We start from the raw sequence: 19,260 nt of genomic DNA, 5'->3' as shown, positions 1-19,260 counted from the left end.
GATTCCTTATTGAATATGTGCCGATGATATCGCAGCCGCTCAGGCGATCATGTTGAACAGTTCGCCGATCTTGACGGCGACCCAGCCAATCCATGTGCTCACTGCGCCGGTCATGTTGGTGACGGCGGTGAAGTCCTTGGGCAGGTCGATGTTGCTCTGCGTGAACGATTGAGTGACCCAGGGCGCGATATCGGTGCCGACGTAGAGGATGATGATGACGCTCAGCGTGCCGACGATCAGCATCTTGAACATGTTGCGGCGCACGAACGGGGTGACCAGCGCGAGGATGAACACGAGCGACGCGAGGTCGGCGAACGGGAGCATCTCGTTGCCGGGCAGGATGAAGGCGAGCAGGATGGTGATCGGGATGAGCAGCAGACCGGTGGCGAGCACCGAGGAGTCGCCGATGAGCAGCGCGGTATCCATGCCGATGTAGAACTCGCGGTTGGGGAACCAGATCTTGAGCTGCTTCTCGGCGGCGTCACGCACGGAAATCAGGCCTTCGATCAGCACGTCGATCATCTTGGGCAGCAGCACCATGGCCGCGGCGATGTTGATGGCGAGCGTCACGGACTTGTCAGGACTGTAGCCGGCGAGCACGCCGATGAGCAGACCGAGGATGAAACCGATGACCACGGGCTCACCGATGGCGCCGAAGCGCTTGCGGATCTTGTCGGCGTTGAAGTCGACGTTCTTAAGGCCGGGGATCTTGTCGATGATCCAGTTGACGGCGATGGCGAGCGGCGACCAGGCCAGACCGGCAAGGTGCGGGAACGAGATGCCTTCGAGGTTGTATTCCTTCTGGATGTAAGGCGCGGTGAGGTCAGCGACCTTCAGCACGATGGCGAAGATGACCCAGGTGAAGATGACGGCGAACCAGAAGTTGCCGGTGACGGCATAGACCAGCGCTCCGACTTGCAGGAAGATCCAGTAGTTGAAGATGTCGACGTCGATGGTCTTGGTGAGCTTGCAGAACACCATGATGGCGTTGATGACGAGGAAGCCGACGACCGTGGCGACCATGATCGGCGTGCCCCAGCCGACCGTCGAGGCGGTGGGCCAGCCCACGTCAACCGTAGTCAGGTGCAGGCCGAGGCGGTTGACCATCGCCTTCGAGGCGGGGCCGAGGTTGTCAAGCAGCAGGTTGATGACCATATTGACGCCGACGAAGCCGACGCCGACGGTCATGCCGGCCTTAAAGGATTTGCCGATTCCCATGCGGAAGATGAGTCCGACCACGAAGAAGATGATCGGCATCATCACCGAGGCGCCCAGGCCGATGATGGTGTTGATGATTTCCATAATGTTCCTTTCCCGTGCACGAGGCAGGCTGCTTCGCCCGCTGCTCTGCGTTGTTGCCCCGCACTTTCCGTCGGCGTCGGTCTTCGATGAGCCCTGCGCGTCGACAGCCTCTAGCTAACGGCGGAAAGGTCTTGCACACCACCCACGCGATGAACACATGTTCATCGAACACATGAGAGCTGAGTGAGCACATGTAATCGACCTTCTTTTCTGCAATCAATTGGGAGCGCTCACATATCAAGGATTCATTGAGTTCTTTCGCGCTCTGAACAATTGTTCAGCATCGTTGCTGCACTGGAAAAACTAACATATGTTCACCGGCTACACCGGATGGAATAGAATAATGCCATGGTTGCAAACAAGCTGACAATGACGACAACTGAGTCGCGAAACCACATCGAGCTCGTGCTGAAAGTCGCTCGCATGTATTACACGGACAATCTGACGCAGGCGCAGATTGCCGCGCAGATTGGATACTCCCGTCCCACCATCTCGCGGCTGCTCAGCGAATCGCGCGACCGGGGCATGGTACGCATCGAGATCGGGCATCCACTCGAGCGTCTGATGCAGCTGGAGGACGCGCTGGTAAGACGGTACGGGTTGAAATGCGCACGAGTGGCGCAGGTCAATCCCGGGCAGGATCCCAGCACCATCGTCCCCCGATATGCCGCGGCCCTGCTTACCGAAAAGTCGTCGCCCGACTCGCTCATCACCGTCTCCAACGGACGGGCCGTCGCCGCCACGGTCCGCGAAGTCGCCATCCAGGACTGGCCGAAATCCAATGTGGCGCAGATGGTGGGCGCCCTCTCCCCCAGCAATCCGATGACGGATTCGCCCGACATCTGCCGCATGCTCGCCGAACGCCTCGGCGGCACCGTCACCACACTCCACGTACCGATGATCCTCTCCTCCACCCATATCGCCGCGGCCATGCGCCAGGAGCCGCAAATCGCCACCGCGCTGGCGCTCGGCGGCGGCGCCGACGTGGCCCTGGAAGGGGTCGGTGCGACCGAAGGCGACCGCCTCAGTCCGGTGTTCGACGCCTATGTCACACCACACATGGTCAAGGAAATCCGGGCGCAGGGCGCGGTCGCCACCGTATGTGGGCACTTCATCGACGCGCAGGGAAGGCCCGTATGTTCGGAGCTGTCCGACCGCATCATTTCGGTGGAGCTCGATCGCCTGAAGCGCATCGCGCTGGTCATCGGCGTGGCATGGGGGCAGGAAAAAGTCAAGGCCATCAAGGCCTGCCTGGTCGGCGGCTACATTTCCGCCCTCGCCACCGACCAGGCCACAGCCGAAAGCCTGCTCGCCTGACATCCATCCGATCATGCCCCGCCGGCGGGGCGGAATTGGCCCGGCGTAGTTTGGGCGCGACACTACGGAGTTGACATGGTCTGCCGGCGGTTTTACCCTGAGAGCGTCGGTAGGCGAGGCTACCGCAGGGATATGGGTTGCTGCCGCTAACAGTGGAGACACTGCACGCAGGTCAGCAGTTCTTGTCGGATTAAGGCATGAACTAACGCAACTCCACCGCCCTGCGATGCTGAAGCTTGAACGATGACACGACCAGGGGCAACTCTCGAGAAGTCGCACTTCCTCATGTCGTCAATGTCCGACGGCGTACTGGATCCATTGAGGAGGTGAATGTCATGGACGGCGATTTAGGTCATAGTAGCCGGCTGCGCGATGGCGGACAATATCACATGCCATCGGGCGCAGCATACGGCCCATTCTCTTCACACGTTTGTACCGCGACCATGGCATTGGCCGTCCGTCACGACACCGCCGCATCCGGCGAGGGCGATCCGATCACCGACTGATTCGGCCCGCATCGACTTCACCGCCTCACGACGGCTGCGACATCCCGCATGACGTACGCGCCGAACGCCTGAATCGCGAATCCACATCCCGTTCTCCGGGCTCCCGGCCGATCGGCATCATCATATGACGACGCCGATCGGCTATCTGCATGCAGACATACCCGCATATCGGCGCGCCTGCACGCGACCGCTGACGCCCATGGCGCGCACTTACCGCACGGACACCGAGTCAAACGCCCACCGAACGGGAACCGTTTTATCTCCTTCGAGATAACGACATGAGAGCGCACAGGTTCCGTTATGTCCAACTTCTTCAATTACTCCTCGTTCCCCGGCATTCGTCCGCGTTCCGACGTCGACGCTGCCGACATGTCCCGCAGCAGCGCCGCGCGCCGCATCGCCGCAGACGCGGTGGTGGCCGCGGGCGTGCTCGCCCTGTTCGGCGTCGTCGCCTGGCTGCTGCCGCAGATCAACGAACCGATCGGCCCGTCAGGCGTGCCGAGCACGGTGAGCGACGATTTGCATCTGCTGCCGTATTACGCGCTGCGTTCGGTGTTCCGCATGTTCATCGCGCTGTTTTTGTCACTGGTGTTCAGCTTCATCTATGGTTTGGCGGCGGCCCGATGCCGGCGACTGCGCATGGTGCTGATACCGCTGCTCGACATCCTGCAGTCGGTGCCGATCCTCGGCTTCCTGTCCGCCACGGTCACCATTTGGATGGTGTTGTTCCCCGGCTCCATTCTCGGCGTGGAGGCGGCGTCGATCTTCGCGATCTTCACCAGCCAGGCATGGAACATGACCTTCTCCTTCTACCATTCGCTGCTCAGCGAACCGCAGGAGTTGGATGAGGCGGCTCGCTCCATGCAGCTCACGCGCTGGCAGCGTTTCTGGAAGCTCGACGTGCCGAATTCGATGATTCCGCTGCTATGGAACTGCATGATGAGCGTCGGCGGCGGCTGGTTCTTCCTGACGGCCTCGGAGATGATCTCCGTGAACAACAGGACGTACGCACTGCCCGGCCTCGGCAGCTTCGTGGCGGTGGCGTCCGAGCACGAACAGCTGGGCAAGGTGCTGTGGGCCATCGTGACCATGGTCATCGTGGTGCTGCTCATCGACGTGCTGCTGTGGAAGCCGCTGACGGCGTGGGCCGAGAAGTTCCGCATCACGCAGAACGAGTCCGTGCAGGCCAAGACGAGTCTGGTGCTGTCGATTCTGCGGCGTTCCGGCATTTCGGATGCGCTGGCTCTCGTGGGCCGGCCCATCGCCGATCTGATGTTCTGGCTGACTCGCCCGCTGGGCCGTACCGGCGCACGCTGGCCGGCCGCCGGCACCCGGCGTCGTGCGCTCGACATCGCGTTCATGGCGCTCATGGCTGTGGCCTGCCTGGCCGGTCTGTGGATGCTGGTGCGTTTCATCTCGGACGGCGAGGGGTTCGCCGAGGTCGGCCACGCGATGGTCCTGGGACTGATCACGTTCATGCGCGTGACGCTGCTGACCGTGGTGTGCTCCATCATCTGGGTGCCGATCGGCGTGAAGATCGGCATGAATCCGCGGATTTCCCGGTTCGTGCAGCCGCTGGCGCAGGTGTTGGCGAGCTTCCCCTCGAACTTCACGTTCCCGTTCGTCACACTGTGGTTCATCGCCTGGCATATCGACATCAGCTGGGGCAGCATTCTGCTCATGTCGCTGGGAACGCAGTGGTACATCCTGTTCAACGTGATTGCGGGCGCTTCGGCCATTCCCGATGACCTGCGCGAGGCCACGCGGGCGTTCCATCTGGACACGCGGCAGCGGTGGACCAAGCTGATCCTGCCGGCGGTGTTCGGCTCGTGGTGCACTGGCGGCATCACCGCGGCGGGCGGCGCATGGAACGCCTCCATCGTCTCCGAGATCGTGGCCTACGGGCACACCACGCTTACGGCAAATGGATTGGGAACATATATCGCCAATGCGACCGCAGTGGGAGACACCGGCAAGACCATCATCGGGGTTGCCGTGATGAGCGTGTTCGTCGTGGGCGTCAACCGGCTGTTCTGGCGTCCATTGCAGACGTACGCCGAGCGCCGTTTCTCCGTCGCCTGACGGAAGCCGCACCGGCCGTCCTGGCCCATCGACCCGCAACAATCCAACAGCATCGGCGGCGAGCGCATGTCATTCGAATCCGCCGCGATCATCCGCAAAAAACGTAACAGCAAGGACCATTTATCATGACCATCGCAACTTTTTCCGACCGCACCGCAACCTTCCCGCAGACCGCCGCGACGAACGCCGCCGGCACCGCGATCATCGAGGCGCAGCACGTGGGCAAGACCTACCGTGCCAAGCGCGGTAAGGAGCTGACCGTGCTGCGCGACATCTCCTTCACCCTGCATGAGGGCGAGATCGTGGCGATCCTGGGCCGGTCCGGCGCTGGAAAATCCACGTTCCTGCGCATCCTGGCGGGCCTGGTACCCGCGTCGAGCGGTACCGTCACCTACCGCGGCACCGACATCACCGGCCCTAATCCCGGAGTGGGACTCGTGTTCCAGACCTTCGCGCTGATGCCGTGGCTCACGGTGCAAGCGAATGTGGAACTGGGGCTGGAGGCCCGCGGCGTGCCGCGCGAGGAACGCCGTCGCGCTGCACTGCAGGCCATCGACGCCATCGGACTGGACGGATTCGAGAACGCGTACCCGAAGGAGCTCTCCGGCGGCATGCGCCAGCGCGTGGGCATCGCACGGGCCCTGGTGGTGCAGCCCGATGCGCTGTTCATGGACGAGCCGTTCTCCGCATTGGATGTGCTGACGGCCGAGAACCTGCGCAACGAGGTGCTCAAGATGTGGAGCGGCGATCAGCGTTCCATCAAGTCGGTGCTCATCGTGACGCACAACATCGAGGAGGCCGTGCAGATGGCGGATCGTGTCGTGGTGCTCGGCTCGCATCCCGGTCATCTCATCGCCGACGTGCCCGTCACCCTGCCGAGGCCCCGCGACCGTCATTCCGCCCAGTTCGAGGCTATGGTCGACACCCTGTATGCGATCCTGACCGGGCAGAGTCGCGATGGCGGGCCGGCGGATACCGCCGACGAGCGCACGGCCGCCGGGGACGGCGTCGCGCATGGCACGTCAGATGGCGCGGCGAACCAGACCGCGGCAGCGGATCAGGCCCCGGCCCGGGCGAGCGACGCCGACCATCAGGCATCCTCCGACATGCTGCCCAACGCTACGCCGGGAGGCCTGGCCGGACTGGTGGAGATCGTATACGATCACGCGCAGGGCATCGACCTGGCCGATCTGGCCGCCGAGCTGTCATTCGAGGTGGACGACCTGTTCCCGCTGATCGACGCCGGAACCATGCTGGGATTGCTGACCGTCGAGAACGGACACGTGACATTGACCGAGCTCGGACGCCAGTGGAGGCAGGCGGACATCCTGACAAGCAAGACGCTGTTCGCCGCCATGCTGCAAGACAAGGCACCGCTGGTGCGCATCATCGACCGAGCGGTCCGTCACAGCGAACACGGCCGCCTGCGCGGCGAGCTCATCGTCGACCTGCTGAGGGCCCGTCATACGGACACGGAGGCGGAGCGCCAGTTCAACATCGCCATGACGTGGGGTCGATACGGAGAACTGTTCGACTACGACGCCGATGACGACATCATCACCGTCGACGCCGCCAACCCGGCAAACGCCACCCGACCGGCCGAGGAAGCCAGCGAAACGGACTGAGTTGACCCGTCTCAGCCAACTGCCGCAATGGAAACAACGATCAACCCGACAGCGGAACGGACCGCCCCGAATCGCCAAGGAGGAATCATGAACACGCTACGACTGATACGCTGGCGCGACGAGCGCCACGCCAGCATCACCCAGCGACTGAATTTCGCCGCCCATGCCACGCCAGAGGCCACGCTCGCCTTGGTGTATGCGCACGAATCCGGCTTGGAACCCGACGAGGTTCGCCAGGCGCGTCGGGCTTACGGCGGCAACACCATACCGGCGCCCGACGTCCATGAATCGCCGGCGCGGCGGCTGGTCAGGGCGTTCATGAACCCGTTCATCGGCGTTCTGATGTTGCTGGCGCTCACCTCGTTCGTGTGTTCACTGGCCCAGCGCGGAATCGTGACTTCGGGCACCACTGCGGCGAACGGAGGCGGCACGCCGGTGACCGTGGGCATCATCCTGCTCATGGCGGTGGTGTCCGGTCTGATCCGATACGTGCACGACTCCCGAAGCTCGCATGCCGCCACGGCGCTGGCCACCATGGTGAGTACCACGGCGACGGTGCGGCGGGTCGGTGCCGGCGAGCGGCAGATTCCGTCCGAAGAGCTTGTCGTGGGCGACATCGTGACGTTGTCCGCCGGAGACATCGTCCCGGCCGACTGCAAGCTGCTGGAGAGCCGAGACCTGCGCATCGCGCAGGGGGCGCTCACTGGCGAAAGCATGCCCGTGCGCAAGGATGCTGCCGCCCTGCTCGCCGCCGGCGCCAGGGACACCGCGTTGACGGACGCGGCGTGCCTGGTGTTCATGGGCACGACGGTGATTTCGGGTTCCGCGTTGGCAGTCGTCATCGCCACAGGCCGCAGCGCACTGTTCGGCGGACTGTCACGCGCGTTCCAATGGCAGCGGCCGCGCACGCGCTTCGAGCGCGGCATGAACTCCACGTCCTGGATGCTGATGGCGTTCACGGCGGTCACCGTGCCCGTGTCCATGCTGGTCACCGGCATCGCGAGCGGCGACTGGCTGCAGGCCCTGCTGTTCGGCGTATCCGTGGCGGTGGGGCTCACGCCGGAGATGCTGCCGCTGATCGTCACCGTCTGCCTGTCCCGGGGCGCGCGGACGATGGCCTCCGGCAAGGCCATCGTCAGGCGGCTCGACGCCATCGAGACGCTGGGCGGCATGGACGTGCTGTGCGTCGACAAGACCGGCACACTTACCAGCGGCGTCATCAAGCTCGACCGGGCGCAGAGCATGAGCGGGTTGAACTCGTCCTACGTGCTGCATGCGGCATGGCTGACCACACTGATTCCCCACACGACGAGCAATCCGTGGGATGACGCCATCGTCGCAGCCGAAGGTGACTCGGCAAACGATACCGGCGACGTACAGGTCGAGGGAGGCACGCCTTTCGATCCGATACGACGCCGGGCGACCGTCATCGTCGCGAAGAGCCATCACCGCGCGGACCGCGAGCACACAGGTGGCAGCGATATCAGTGAGACCAGCGGCGCCGGCGCCGGAACGTCCGGGAACGTCAGCCGCATCATGGTCGTCAAGGGCGCCGTCTCCGAAATGCTGCCCCGCTGCGACACCGTCATGCGCAATGGAACCGCAGAGCCGCTGACCGATCGACTGCGCGGAACATATGAGCGGCTGATGGCCGACAAGGCGACGCACGGATACCGCGTCCTGCTCGTGGCGCAGCGCTCTGTGACAGACCAGACCACAGTGCAGGACGACCGCGCGCTCACCCTGCTGGGCTACCTCACTTTCCTGGACCTGCCCAAGCCCGATGCCGCCGACACGATCGCCCACATGCACAATGCCGGCATCACCGTGACCATGCTCACCGGCGACGAGCCACAAGTGGCCCGTACCGTCGCCCGGAAAGTCGGCATCAATGCTCGACGGGTGGTCACCGGCCGAACGCTGGACGACATGACGGACACCGCGCTCGGCACCGAACTGCGCCGCGTGAACGTGTTCGCCAAGCTCACTCCCGAGCATAAGGCGCGTATCGTCTCACTGCTGCGCCGCGAGGGGCATTGCGTGGGATACATGGGCGACGGCGTCAACGACCTGCCGGCCATGCACGCCAGCGAAATCGCCATCAGCGCCAGCACCGGCTCCGAGGCCGTCCGACAGTCGGCGGATGTCATGCTCACGCACAAGAACCTCGACGTGCTGCTGCGCGGCATCACGCAAAGCAGGCGCACCTGCGTCAACATGATGAAGTACATCAAGCTGGCGCTGAGCTCGAATTTCGGCAATATCATCTCGGTGATGATCGCCGGCGCGTTCCTGCCGTTCGTGCCCATGGCACCCGTGCAGATGGTGCTGCTGAACCTCATATACGACCTGGCCTGTCTCGCGATCCCATGGGACCGCGTCGACGGCGATGTCCTGCGCTCCCCCGCCCGGTGGGACACGGCGTCTATCGCCCGGTTCATGAGTCGCTTCGGGCCGGTGAGCTCGCTGTTCGATATGGTCACCTTCACCGTGTTGCTCACCCTGCTCTGCCCGGCCGTCGCAGGCGGGAGGTTCCCGGAGCTGCACGGGGATGGGTCGCGTCTGCTGTTCGTCGCCGCGTTCCAGACGGGATGGTTCGTCGTGTCGATGTGGACCCAGATCACGGCACTGCACATGCTGCGCACCGAACGCGTCCCGTTCATCGGGAGCCGCGCGTCGGTGCCGCTGGTCTGCACGTCGCTCGCGGCGCTGACTATCGCCACGGCGCTGCCGTTCACGCCGGTCGGCGCATGGATGGGTTTCCACGTACCTCCGGTGTCGCTGTTCGCGCTGCTCGCCATCGTCATCGCCGGTTATGCCGTGACGGTACTTGCCGTCAGAACCCTGTATCTGCACCGTCAGCAGCCGCTGCTGTGACTTCTGACCGCCCGGCGCTCCTGCGGAACCGATGGAATCCGCAGGAGCGCCGGGCGGGCACCCCCGCGTTATCATCCTCTCCCCGTACCACCACCGTCTCCCGCATCCATTCAAACGAAGGAACTGATCATGACAGTCTGGACCGCAATCGTCACATCACAGGTGTTCGCCATAACCCTGCGCATCCTGCTCAGCATCGGGCTCGGCGCGCTCATCGGATTGGAACGGCAGCTGCGCGCACGCAGCGCGGGCATCCGCACGAACGCGCTGGTGTCGTTGGGTTCCTGCCTGTTCACCACTGTTGGCGTCTATACGCTCGCGGCCGGCACCGGAGACCCCACGCGCGTGGCCGCGCAGGTGGCGTCCGGCATCGGCTTCCTCGGCGCGGGCGTAATCCTCAAGCAGGGTGTGTCCGTGTCCGGGCTCAACACCGCGGCCACGCTATGGGCGTCGGCGGCGGTCGGCACGTTGTGCGGCTCCGGCATGGAAGCGGCCGCCGCAATCGGGGCCACCGCCATCATGCTCGCCAACATGATGCTCCGGCCGATCGGCGCGGCCATCGACGCCCGGCGCACCGCGCAATCGCATGAGGCCGAGGGCATCCGTTACACCCTTGAGGTCAAATGCCTGCGTAAGGACGAGCAGGCCATCCGCGCGCTGGTGTTCAACGCCCTGCATCAGCCCGGTTTCATCGTCCAGTCCATCGCGGCTTCGGATCTTCCCGATGATCTGGTGGTCATCACCACCGTCGTCGCCACCCACATGAGCAGCAACATCGACATCGAAAGCAGCATCGAAACAGTCATCACCACGCCCGAGGTCCTCGGCGTCAAATGGGATGCCGAGCAAATCACCGCCGTGGATTAAACGTGACCGTCATGAATCCGCGTCATGAATCTGCCCGCCGCGAATGATCAGCCGCGTGGCTCGCCAGTGGGAAAGCCCGCCTGCGTTGGTCGGAATACTCGTGAAGTAGGTCACGTTGTCCACCTTGACGCTCTGGTCGGCGGCACGGACCCAGCTGCCGTTAGCGGAGCCCTTCTCGAAGACGACGGCGTTGCCGCCGCTGTCGCTGACAGAGAACAGGGCGCCGCCGATGCCGTTGTGCTGCTTGTCGATCTTCTTCATGGTGAAGAAACCCAGCTTGACGACCGTGGTGGCGGCCTCGGAATCGGCGCCGCCATTGTAATTGGCGGTCGCGGAGTTCGTCACCTGATCGTCGACGGCGGCTTTGGCGACGACGGCGTTGTACAGCAGGACGAGCTTCTGCCCATCCTTGCCGGCCACGGCGATGGCCTCGCGAATGTTGCCGTCCCACTTGTCGCTGTCCACGGCCTTCAGGCCAAAGGAAGTCAGCTTGCCCGTCGGCATTCGCGACCGGGTCGATGTACGCGGCGATACGATATGCCGTATACGTGCTTTTCGATGTATCGGCATCATCGGCCTTGTTCAGGGTAATGGTTGACGGCGTGGCCGTTTCGGGCACTGTGAGCGTATCGGTATCGGCATTGACCGTCATGGTCCCCAAGGCCATGCCGCCCAAGGCAGCCGCAACCGCCGCGACGCCGGCGATGAGTTTCTTGAATTGCATAGGAACCTTCCTGCTCCTTCATCGGCTATTTGAATCCCCGGCATGACGAGAATGAGTCATGGACCGGCGATTCCTGTGTTCCTGTCATAGCGGACGAGTCCGCCATGTTGTGGAGCCTGTATCCTTCACCACAAATTCGCTCGCGGGCTTCTGGCCCCGGCGTCTACCGCAATGTGAACGTACCCATCACCTTGTCCGGGGCGTATTCGGCGAAGTCGTCGCTGGCCGCCGCAATATGGCTTTCTCCGCGCCAATCGGTCAACGACCAGCTGTCCCAGCTCATGGTGGCGCCGGCAATCCCGCCGTCGTCCCCGCCGATATCGACGGGGACCGGAACCACGATGGATTGCCCTTCGGCGAGCGCGATGTCGTCCATGATTCCGCTGATGCGTCCGAGCGTCGTCTTGCCCTTCTTGAGATCGAACGTCAGGTTCAGCCCGCTGAGCGTGCCGGGCACGTGGCTGCGCACGGTCACGGCGATGATGCGCTTTCCGGTGTCCACGGTCGACCCGCCGGCATCCGCCCCCTGCTGGATGCCCCGGTCCTCGATGCCCGTGATCTCCAGCGGCGCGGACGGCGCCTCGGCGGCGGGCAGCCCGAGCTTGCCGCGCAGGTAGACATCCGCTTCGCTGACGCCGTAGGCATCGAGCGAGATCAGCTCGTCGCTGGCGGACGGCGTGACCGAGTCGGCGACATACGAGGCCTGCCGGGCCTTGGCGTCGTATTCGTTGGCGACGACGGCCGCCGCATTGGCGACCTCATCGGGCCAGGTGCGTGACCGCAGCGCCTTGGCGGTGGCGCGCAGCACGGTGGCGGCCTTTCCCGCGGCGGCCCTCGTGGCCTTCAGATCACCGCCGTACAAGGTGTTCATCGCGTCGCGCAACGGCTGGATCGACGGCTTGACGGCTTCCAGATAGTACTGCCCCGCGTCCTTCTCGCTGAGCCTGGCCCCCTTGGCGGGATGCTCCGAGGTGTCGGACGTGTTGACAAACGGCGCGTCGCCGTCCAGGGCGTATTTGGCGTCCTGCGGGCACACCACGCCCGTGATCGCGGTCACGATGCCGCCCGGATCGCCGCCGAACATATACCCGACACCCAGCGACGCGCCTATGGCGACGCCCATCGCCACGACGATGCCCACCGCCTTGCGCACCGGGTGGTAAGTCATACGCCGGAGTTCGGCGTCGGCTTCGACGACGGCCTGCTCATGGGTGAGCGGCATATCGTCGTCATCGATGCCGTCCGCATCGGAACCGTGCCGACTGTCGTGTAACCTTGCCATGCATAACCTCGCTAGTTGTACAGTGAACTGGAGATGCTGATCAGGTCACCATCGCCCAGCCCTTCCCATGTCGCGCTGTTGGCGAACTCGAATTCCAGGTTGAAGCTCTGCCGGTTCGGCGCCAACATCGTGCCGTACCGGCCACCGATACGCCAATGCCGTTCCTGGGTGGAGTCGAGATAGCCTCCCCACTGGTCGGCCTCGGTGTACAGCACGGTCGTGTCGTAGAGCACCGCCCGGAACCTGACGGTCAGCCGGTTCCGGGACAGGTCGACCTTGCCGGTCTGTATATAGTCACGGTCGAAATCGTCTATGGTAATCCCGTGTTGCTCGCGCAGGTCGGACGCCGCGGCCTGGTCCTCATCGGACATGTACGAATCGTCCCGGCCACTCTCGTTGTCGTCGACCGTTATCTCGTACGCGGTCACGTCGCCGTATCGCTTCACGAAGTCGCCCCAGCTGTCGCCCGGCTGGACGCCGCGGGACGTGACCAGCGCATGATCGCAATCCCTCTTGTCGATACGGCACCGTGCGCCGCGCTTGACGCCGCTGCTGGTGGCGTCGTCGCTGAGAATCGTGTACTGGCTGGGGTAATGCCATGTGCGCGCCGAGCTGATCGGCTTGCCTGTGGACGGCTGTCGCAGCGAATATTCACTGACCGGCAGGTAGCCGATCGGCGGGTTGTCATGGAATATCAGCAGCGTGGTTTTGTCGCGGATCTGGAGCCCGAAGAAGATCAACGCCACCACGGCCGCGATGGCCGCGAACACGACGGCCACCGTGCGATGCGATTCGCGGTCGATCGCGGCGAACTCGTGCTCCAGATGGCGCATCGCCTCCGCGTCGCCTTCGCCGGCCGAAGATGCGGTGGAGTCCTTGGGCTTCCCCGCATTGCCGGATTTCCCGAAGCCGCCTGGTTTGGCGGGGTCCTTGCGTTTCTCGGCGTTCCCGCCGAACCGGCCGGACTTGCTGAAGATGTCATCGTCGCCGTCGAAATCATGTTCTGACATTGCCGTCACCTGACCTTGAACGCGTTCAGCACGTCATAGCCGCCTGATTGGACCGCAGTGAACGATGCGAGGTGCTGCTCCCCCGCCTTGTCCTCCACATACCATGCCGACGGCACGAAACGGTCGCCGCCGCGCAGCAGTTTCGGGTCGATTTCCATGGTGAGCTTCACCGTGTCCCCCTTATGGATGCCGCCGTGCTCGATGATGTCGCCATCGTCATCGAACTGGATGTCGGAGCTGGCCCTCACGCCGGTCTCGCGGATGGTGCCGTCTTCGCTCAGAAGATTGAATTTGATGGACAGCCCCGTTATCTCGGCCGGGACCTGGTCGGTCACGGTGACGGTGAAACAGTGCCGGTCGACTTCCTGCTGACCGCCGTCCTTGGTGGTCTCCAGTCCCTTGCAGGCTCCGCCGTCGGCAATGTCCCGTATGTCGAACGGGACGGCCGTCTCCGGCTCGTCGGGCAGTTTCAGCGCGCTGCGGATTACCTGCTGCGCTCCGGATGGCCTGAATTCGCCGAACACCATCCAGTCGATCGCCTCGCCGTTGCGGTTGCCGGCGAGGTTGGTATAGATCGCCGCGCGCTCCTGATATTCGATGATGACCATGCGGATCTGCTTGGTCAGTGATTTCGGCCAGGTGCGGGCGGCGAGGGTCTCCGCCGCCTGTTGCGAGAGGTCACGGGCCTTGGCGGCGGACTTGTTCACCGCATCCTTGTCGCCGCCGACCGCGGCGAGGCGCACGGCGTCGTATGCCGCGGCCGTGCCTTTCACCGCCTTTGCGAAATACGGGCCGGCCTGGGATCGGCCCAGCTGAGGGCCGGACGGCTGCAACGGCTTGAACCCGCCATAACAGTAGTCCTTCTCGTCCGCGACTCCGGTCTGGTGCGAACAGTTGACAGGGGAGCCGGTCTGGAGGCTGCGCCGCCAGCAGAATCCACTCACCAGCGATGCGACGATGACCACGACGACCAGCAGCGTCATCCGGCGGTGCCGTTTGCGCAGCAGTGTGACGGCCTCGGCATCGACCTCGGCGGATTCGGCGTCGTCGGTGATGTCATCGGTGATGCCGTGAATGTCCTCGGAGGCATCGCTCACATCGCGGGTCTCATCGGCGACCGGCGTATCCCAACTCTTCTGCGCCTTCATCACCACCATCTCCCATTGCCCGAATCCCAATCCGACATAATCGACGCCATCTTATCAGCCACAACACAACCCCGCTAGGCCAATCCCACGATGTTAAGCCCGGGGACTGTCGAGCGAAGCGAGACTGGGGGGGGTGGTCAATCACAGATATCCCGACACCCCAAATACAAGGTCCTCATGAAAATGTATCGATTACCCCAAAGAGTGCGCATGAAAATGCAAGGAACACTGCAATGAAGCGGTTTCCCACGGCTGATCTCATTGACCCGGAACACCACCCCAGTTCACAGGTCATAGATATAACGTCGCACGGAATATATAGCAATGTGCCCCGGCATCCGAAGAGGCCGGGGCACATGTATTCATGTGGTCAGCTGCTAGAGCCGAACCGACGAATCAGAACTCGCGCCATGGACGGTCGCCAGACCGACCATCAAACAACACAGCGCGGCGCGCCAACCGCGAGTTCTGATTGAAGCGACGCAGGAGCGGAGATCAGAACTCGCGGTTGGCGCGGTAGAACTTGATCAGGGACTGGGTGGAGGCGTCCTGGGCGGCGAGGGCGTCGTCGTCCTGGGAGATGGCCGGGGTGATCTGCTTGGCGAGCTGCTTGCCGAGCTCGACGCCCCACTGGTCGTAGGAGTCGAGGCCCCACACGGTACCCTCAACGAAGGTGATGTGCTCGTACAGGGCGATGAGCTCGCCAAGCGCGAACGGGGTCAGAGCCACACCGAAGATCGAGGTGGTCGGGCGGTTGCCGGAGAACACGCGGGCCGGAACGATCTCTTCCGGGGTGCCTTCGGCGCGGACCTCGTCAGCGGTCTTGCCGAATGCCAGCGCCTTGGTCTGCGCGAGGTAGTTGCCGAGGAACAGCTCGTGCACGTCCTGGTCGCCGTCCTTGGTCGGGTTCGGGGTGTTGACGAACGCGATGAAGTCGGCCGGGATGAGCTGGGTGCCCTGGTGGATCAGCTGGTAGAAGGCGTGCTGGCCGTTGGTGCCGGGCTCACCCCAGAAGATCTCGCCGGTCTCGGAGGTGACGGGGGTGCCGTCCCAGCGCACGGACTTGCCGTTGGATTCCATGGTCAGCTGCTGCAGGTAGGCCGGGAAGCGGTGCAGGTACTGGTCGTACGGCAGCACGGCGTGGGAGGCGACCTTGAAGAAGTTGCGGTACCACACGTTCAGCATGCCGAGCAGCACGACGACGTTCTTCTCGAACGGGGTGTTGGCGAAGTATTCGTCGATCTCGTGGAAGCCGTGCAGGAACTCCTCGAAGCGGGCAGGTCCGAAGACCACGGCCAGGGAGGTGCCGACGGCGGAGTCGACGGAGTAACGGCCGCCGACCCAGTTCCAGAAGCCGAACGCGTTGTTCGGGTCGATGCCGAACTCGGCGACCTTCTCCAGGTTGGTGGAGACGGCGACGAAGTGCTTCTTGATGGCTTCGGCGTTCTTCTCGTCGGAACCGTCGATGGCACCCTTGGCCTTGAGCTCTTCGAGCAGCCAGGTGCGGGCCTCACGGGCGTTGGTCAGGGTCTCCAGCGTGGTGAAGGTCTTGGAGACGATGATGAACAGGGTGGTCTCCGGGTCGAGGCCCTTGGTCTTCTCGGCCAGGTCGTTCGGGTCGATGTTGGAGATGTAACGGGCGGAGATGCCGGCGTCCGCGTAGGGCTTGAGCGCCTCGTACACCATGACGGGGCCCAGGTCGGAGCCGCCGATGCCGATGTTGACGACGGTCTCGATCTTCTTGCCGGTCACGCCGGTCCACTTGCCGGAACGCACTTCGTCGGCGAAGGCGTAGATGCGGTCAAGCACCTCGCGCACGTCCTTGACAGTGTCCTGACCGTCGACGATGTACTTGCCCTCGTCCTCGACCGGGCGGCGCAGCGCGGTGTGCAGCACGGCGCGGTCCTCGGTGTTGTTGATGTGCACGCCGGTGTACATCGCCTTGGTGCGCTCGTCGAGCTTGACGGCCTTGGCGAGGTCGGCGAACAGCTGGAGGGTCTCCGGCTTGATCAGGTTCTTGGACAGGTCGAAGTGCAGGTCGCCGGCGTCGAACGACAGCTTGTCGACGCGCTCGGCGTCATCGGCGAACCACTGCTTGAGGCTGACGCCCTCGGCCTGCAGCTCGTCATAGTGCTTCTGCAGCGCGGCCCACTCGGGGGTCTTGGTGGCGTCAACTGGCGGATTGATGGCCATGGTATTGGTCCTTTCATCATCACTGTACGCCGGAGTCGGCTCTCCAATGCTGGCGGGCCACACCGGTTACTTCGCTTACCAAGATACTCACAAAAGCGGACAGAAACAAACAAAAAATACCCAAGATGAACAACCGTGACCGACACGACATGCCCGCGCACGACATGCCCGCGCACGACATGCCAGCCGAACTTGCATAAATCCACGGCATACAGTAAAGTCTCATTCTTGTGCGCAGGTTCATCAACGAATCGGCAGCATGCCACTTTAGCTCAGTCGGTAGAGCGGCTCACTCGTAATGAGCAGGTCGACAGTTCGATTCTGTCAAGTGGCTCCATACCCCTAGGCTCCGCGCCTAGGGTTTTGTATATCCAGCCGTTTCGACGGGTGGCACGCGCGAGTGGCGAAATCGGTAGACGCGCAGGATTTAGGTTCCTGTGTCTTTGACGTGAGGGTTCAAGTCCCTTCTCGCGCACGCGGAACCATACCTCCGCAATCGCCACAGGGAATAGAGAAGCATGACCGCGATACTGAAACCCATAGCGTTTCTGCTCATCATCGTCGCTGCGTATCTGGTCAAGCGGGCGGGACTGTTCAGGCCACGCGACTATCGCGTCATGCAGGTGGTGGTGTTCGATTTCACGCTTCCCGCCTCCATCATCGTCTCGTTCGCCACGAACCCGCATCATCTGAGCATGCTGCTGATCTCGGTGTTCGCCATCGTCTTCGGCCTGCTGCCGCTGCTGCTGGTGTATGCGGCGACCCGACACAAGCCCGTTGCGGACCGCGCGTTCCTGATGCTCAACTGCTCCGGATTCAACATCGGCAATTTCTGCTTCCCCGTAATCCAGGCGTTCATGGGGCCTTCGGCGCTGGTCACCGCCTCGATGTTCGACATCGGCAATTCCGTGATCGTGACCGCCGGCTCAAACGTGATGACGACGTCGCTGCTGCACATCGACATGGACCGGCCGCTCACCGAACAGCGTGCGGGAGCCGCGCCGACACTTCCCTATTCGAAGCCACGGGACAAAGACGCCCGCAGGCTCGCCCGCCGCGCGAAGGCCAAGCAGATCCTCAAGGGATTCCTTACTTCGGTGCCGTTCAACGTGTATCTGCTGATGATCGTGGTCATGCTCTTCAGCATTCACATCCCGGCGTTCGTGCCGACGCTGCTGCAGCCGATGGCGGAAGCGAACTCGTTCTGCTCGGTGTTCATGGTGGGCATGCTGATGGATTTGCCGCGCACCGGCAAGGATGTCGGCAGCGTGCTGCGGGTGCTCGGTTGGCGCTTGCCGCTCGGCGTGCTGTTCGCGGCCGCTTGCTGGTTCCTTCTGCCGTTCGACGCGTCCGCGCGAAAGACGGCGGTGATGCTGTCGCTCGCGCCCACGGCCGTGTTCTCGACACTGTTCACCGACCGCGTACTCGGTAACGCGAAGCTCGCCGGGTTCACGCTGTCCGTCACCGCGGTCATCTCAATCGTGCTGATGACCATCGTGAATTTCGTGATTCCCGCGTGAGTGCCGAACATGCGCTCTCAAAACTCGCAGATACGATTTCACCGATTTCGCGGAAACGGCGGAAAATAGCGGAAAACCGCAAAAACCCGTTTTTGTATCTGCGAGTTTTGAGAGCGTGATTCTACCGCAACAGCGCCTCGACCGCCGGCACGAGAGCCCTGATGGCTTTGCCGCGGTGCGAAATCGCGTTCTTTTCCGCCGCGTCCATCTCCGCGCTGGTCAGCGGATGGTCCGCAGCGGCCCGCTCCGGCTGGTCGTCCGGCACGAACAGCGGGTCGTAGCCGAAACCATGCTCGCCGCGCGCCGCGCGCAGGATGCGCCCCGGCATTTCGCCGATTTCGACGGTTTCGGAGACGATGGCGTGCCTCCCGCCCGCCACAGGAGCCGCGGAATCCGGCACGGCCAGTGCGGCGGCGCAGCGGAAACGGGCCGTGCGCGCCGCGTCCGGGATGTCGGAGAGCTGGGCGAGTAGCAACGCGTTGTTCGCCGGATCATTGCCATGCTCCCCCGCCCAGCGCGCGGACAGGATGCCAGGCGCGTTGCCCATCACGTCCACAATCAGTCCGGAGTCGTCGGCGATGGCCGGCAGGCCGGTAAGACCGGCCACAAACCGCGCTTTGAGCAGTGCGTTCTCCTGGAAGGTGACGCCCGTCTCAACCGGGTCGGGCAGGCCGAGGCTGCCGGCGGAGACAAGCTCCACCTGAGCGGCGCCCGCGCCCAGATCCTCTTCGAGAATGCGGCGGATTTCAACGAGTTTGCCTTCGTTGTGCGTAGCGACGACGAGTTTCATGGGGGTCCTTTATTCCT

13 protein-coding genes, 2 tRNA genes and 1 riboswitch are annotated in these 19,260 nt (G+C 63.5%); of the genes, 8 read left to right on the top strand and 7 right to left on the bottom strand.

From position 1 onward, the window contains the following. Positions 1-39: 39 nt before the first annotated feature. The gene (locus MMB49_RS02025) at positions 40-1,302 is read right to left on the bottom strand and encodes a PTS galactitol transporter subunit IIC (protein ID WP_003820264.1); all 1,263 of its coding nucleotides are present in this window, start codon (positions 1,300-1,302) and stop codon (positions 40-42) included. Between the two features lie 369 nt (positions 1,303-1,671). Here MMB49_RS02025 and MMB49_RS02020 point away from each other — a divergent pair, with 369 nt between their 5' ends. The 5 genes from MMB49_RS02020 to MMB49_RS02000 all read left to right on the top strand — a co-directional run bounded on the left by MMB49_RS02020 (position 1,672) and on the right by MMB49_RS02000 (position 10,576). Beyond that, complete coding sequence (locus MMB49_RS02020; protein ID WP_229940922.1) at positions 1,672-2,619, top strand: sugar-binding transcriptional regulator; 948 nt, start codon at positions 1,672-1,674, stop codon at positions 2,617-2,619. 98 nt (positions 2,620-2,717) lie between these two features. Next, a riboswitch (M-box (ykoK) riboswitch) is annotated at positions 2,718-2,874 on the top strand. 620 nt (positions 2,875-3,494) lie between these two features. After that, a complete protein-coding gene (locus MMB49_RS02015; RefSeq protein WP_116471720.1) occupies positions 3,495-5,207 on the top strand; it encodes an ABC transporter permease in 1,713 nt (570 codons plus the stop codon). A 125-nt stretch (positions 5,208-5,332) separates the two neighbouring features. Continuing rightward, positions 5,333-6,832, top strand: coding sequence for a nitrate/sulfonate/bicarbonate ABC transporter ATP-binding protein (locus MMB49_RS02010; protein WP_047271552.1), 1,500 nt, complete (start codon positions 5,333-5,335; stop codon positions 6,830-6,832). A gap of 87 nt (positions 6,833-6,919) precedes the next feature. Continuing rightward, complete coding sequence (locus MMB49_RS02005; protein ID WP_047271550.1) at positions 6,920-9,709, top strand: HAD-IC family P-type ATPase; 2,790 nt, start codon at positions 6,920-6,922, stop codon at positions 9,707-9,709. A gap of 129 nt (positions 9,710-9,838) precedes the next feature. Continuing rightward, a complete protein-coding gene (locus MMB49_RS02000) occupies positions 9,839-10,576 on the top strand; it encodes an MgtC/SapB family protein (protein WP_003815328.1) in 738 nt (245 codons plus the stop codon). A gap of 9 nt (positions 10,577-10,585) precedes the next feature. Here MMB49_RS02000 and MMB49_RS01995 read toward each other — a convergent pair whose 3' ends face one another. From MMB49_RS01995 to pgi, 5 genes are all read right to left on the bottom strand, one after another. Next, complete coding sequence (locus MMB49_RS01995; RefSeq protein ID WP_003815326.1) at positions 10,586-11,080, bottom strand: hypothetical protein; 495 nt, start codon at positions 11,078-11,080, stop codon at positions 10,586-10,588. Between the two features lie 383 nt (positions 11,081-11,463). Then, complete coding sequence (locus MMB49_RS01990; protein ID WP_003811918.1) at positions 11,464-12,582, bottom strand: hypothetical protein; 1,119 nt, start codon at positions 12,580-12,582, stop codon at positions 11,464-11,466. Positions 12,583-12,593: 11 nt separating this feature from the next. After that, a complete protein-coding gene (locus MMB49_RS01985; protein WP_003815322.1) occupies positions 12,594-13,592 on the bottom strand; it encodes a hypothetical protein in 999 nt (332 codons plus the stop codon). Between the two features lie 5 nt (positions 13,593-13,597). Continuing rightward, positions 13,598-14,740, bottom strand: coding sequence for a hypothetical protein (locus tag MMB49_RS01980; protein ID WP_013389550.1), 1,143 nt, complete (start codon positions 14,738-14,740; stop codon positions 13,598-13,600). Positions 14,741-15,235: 495 nt separating this feature from the next. Next, positions 15,236-16,933 (bottom strand): glucose-6-phosphate isomerase, encoded by a 1,698-nt coding sequence (gene pgi / locus MMB49_RS01975; RefSeq protein WP_047271548.1) that lies wholly within the window; start codon positions 16,931-16,933, stop codon positions 15,236-15,238. Between the two features lie 261 nt (positions 16,934-17,194). Between pgi and MMB49_RS01970 the strand changes: the two genes are divergently transcribed. The 3 genes from MMB49_RS01970 (at position 17,195) to MMB49_RS01960 (ending at position 18,453) form a co-directional block, all read left to right on the top strand. Then, positions 17,195-17,270, top strand: a tRNA-Thr gene (locus MMB49_RS01970). Positions 17,271-17,327: 57 nt separating this feature from the next. Next, positions 17,328-17,408, top strand: a tRNA-Leu gene (locus MMB49_RS01965). Positions 17,409-17,451: 43 nt separating this feature from the next. Further along, the gene (locus MMB49_RS01960) at positions 17,452-18,453 is read left to right on the top strand and encodes an AEC family transporter (protein WP_047271547.1); all 1,002 of its coding nucleotides are present in this window, start codon (positions 17,452-17,454) and stop codon (positions 18,451-18,453) included. A gap of 121 nt (positions 18,454-18,574) precedes the next feature. On the opposite strand, the gene MMB49_RS01955 is transcribed toward MMB49_RS01960, so the two are convergent. Then, positions 18,575-19,243, bottom strand: coding sequence for a non-canonical purine NTP pyrophosphatase (locus MMB49_RS01955; protein WP_047271545.1), 669 nt, complete (start codon positions 19,241-19,243; stop codon positions 18,575-18,577). Positions 19,244-19,260: the final 17 nt, after the last annotated feature.

It is taken from the genome of Bifidobacterium sp. SKU (genome assembly GCF_026016405.1).
Classification (GTDB): Bacteria; Actinomycetota; Actinomycetes; order Actinomycetales; family Bifidobacteriaceae; genus Bifidobacterium; species Bifidobacterium bifidum.
This window is presented reverse-complemented; position numbering and strand designations above follow the sequence as displayed.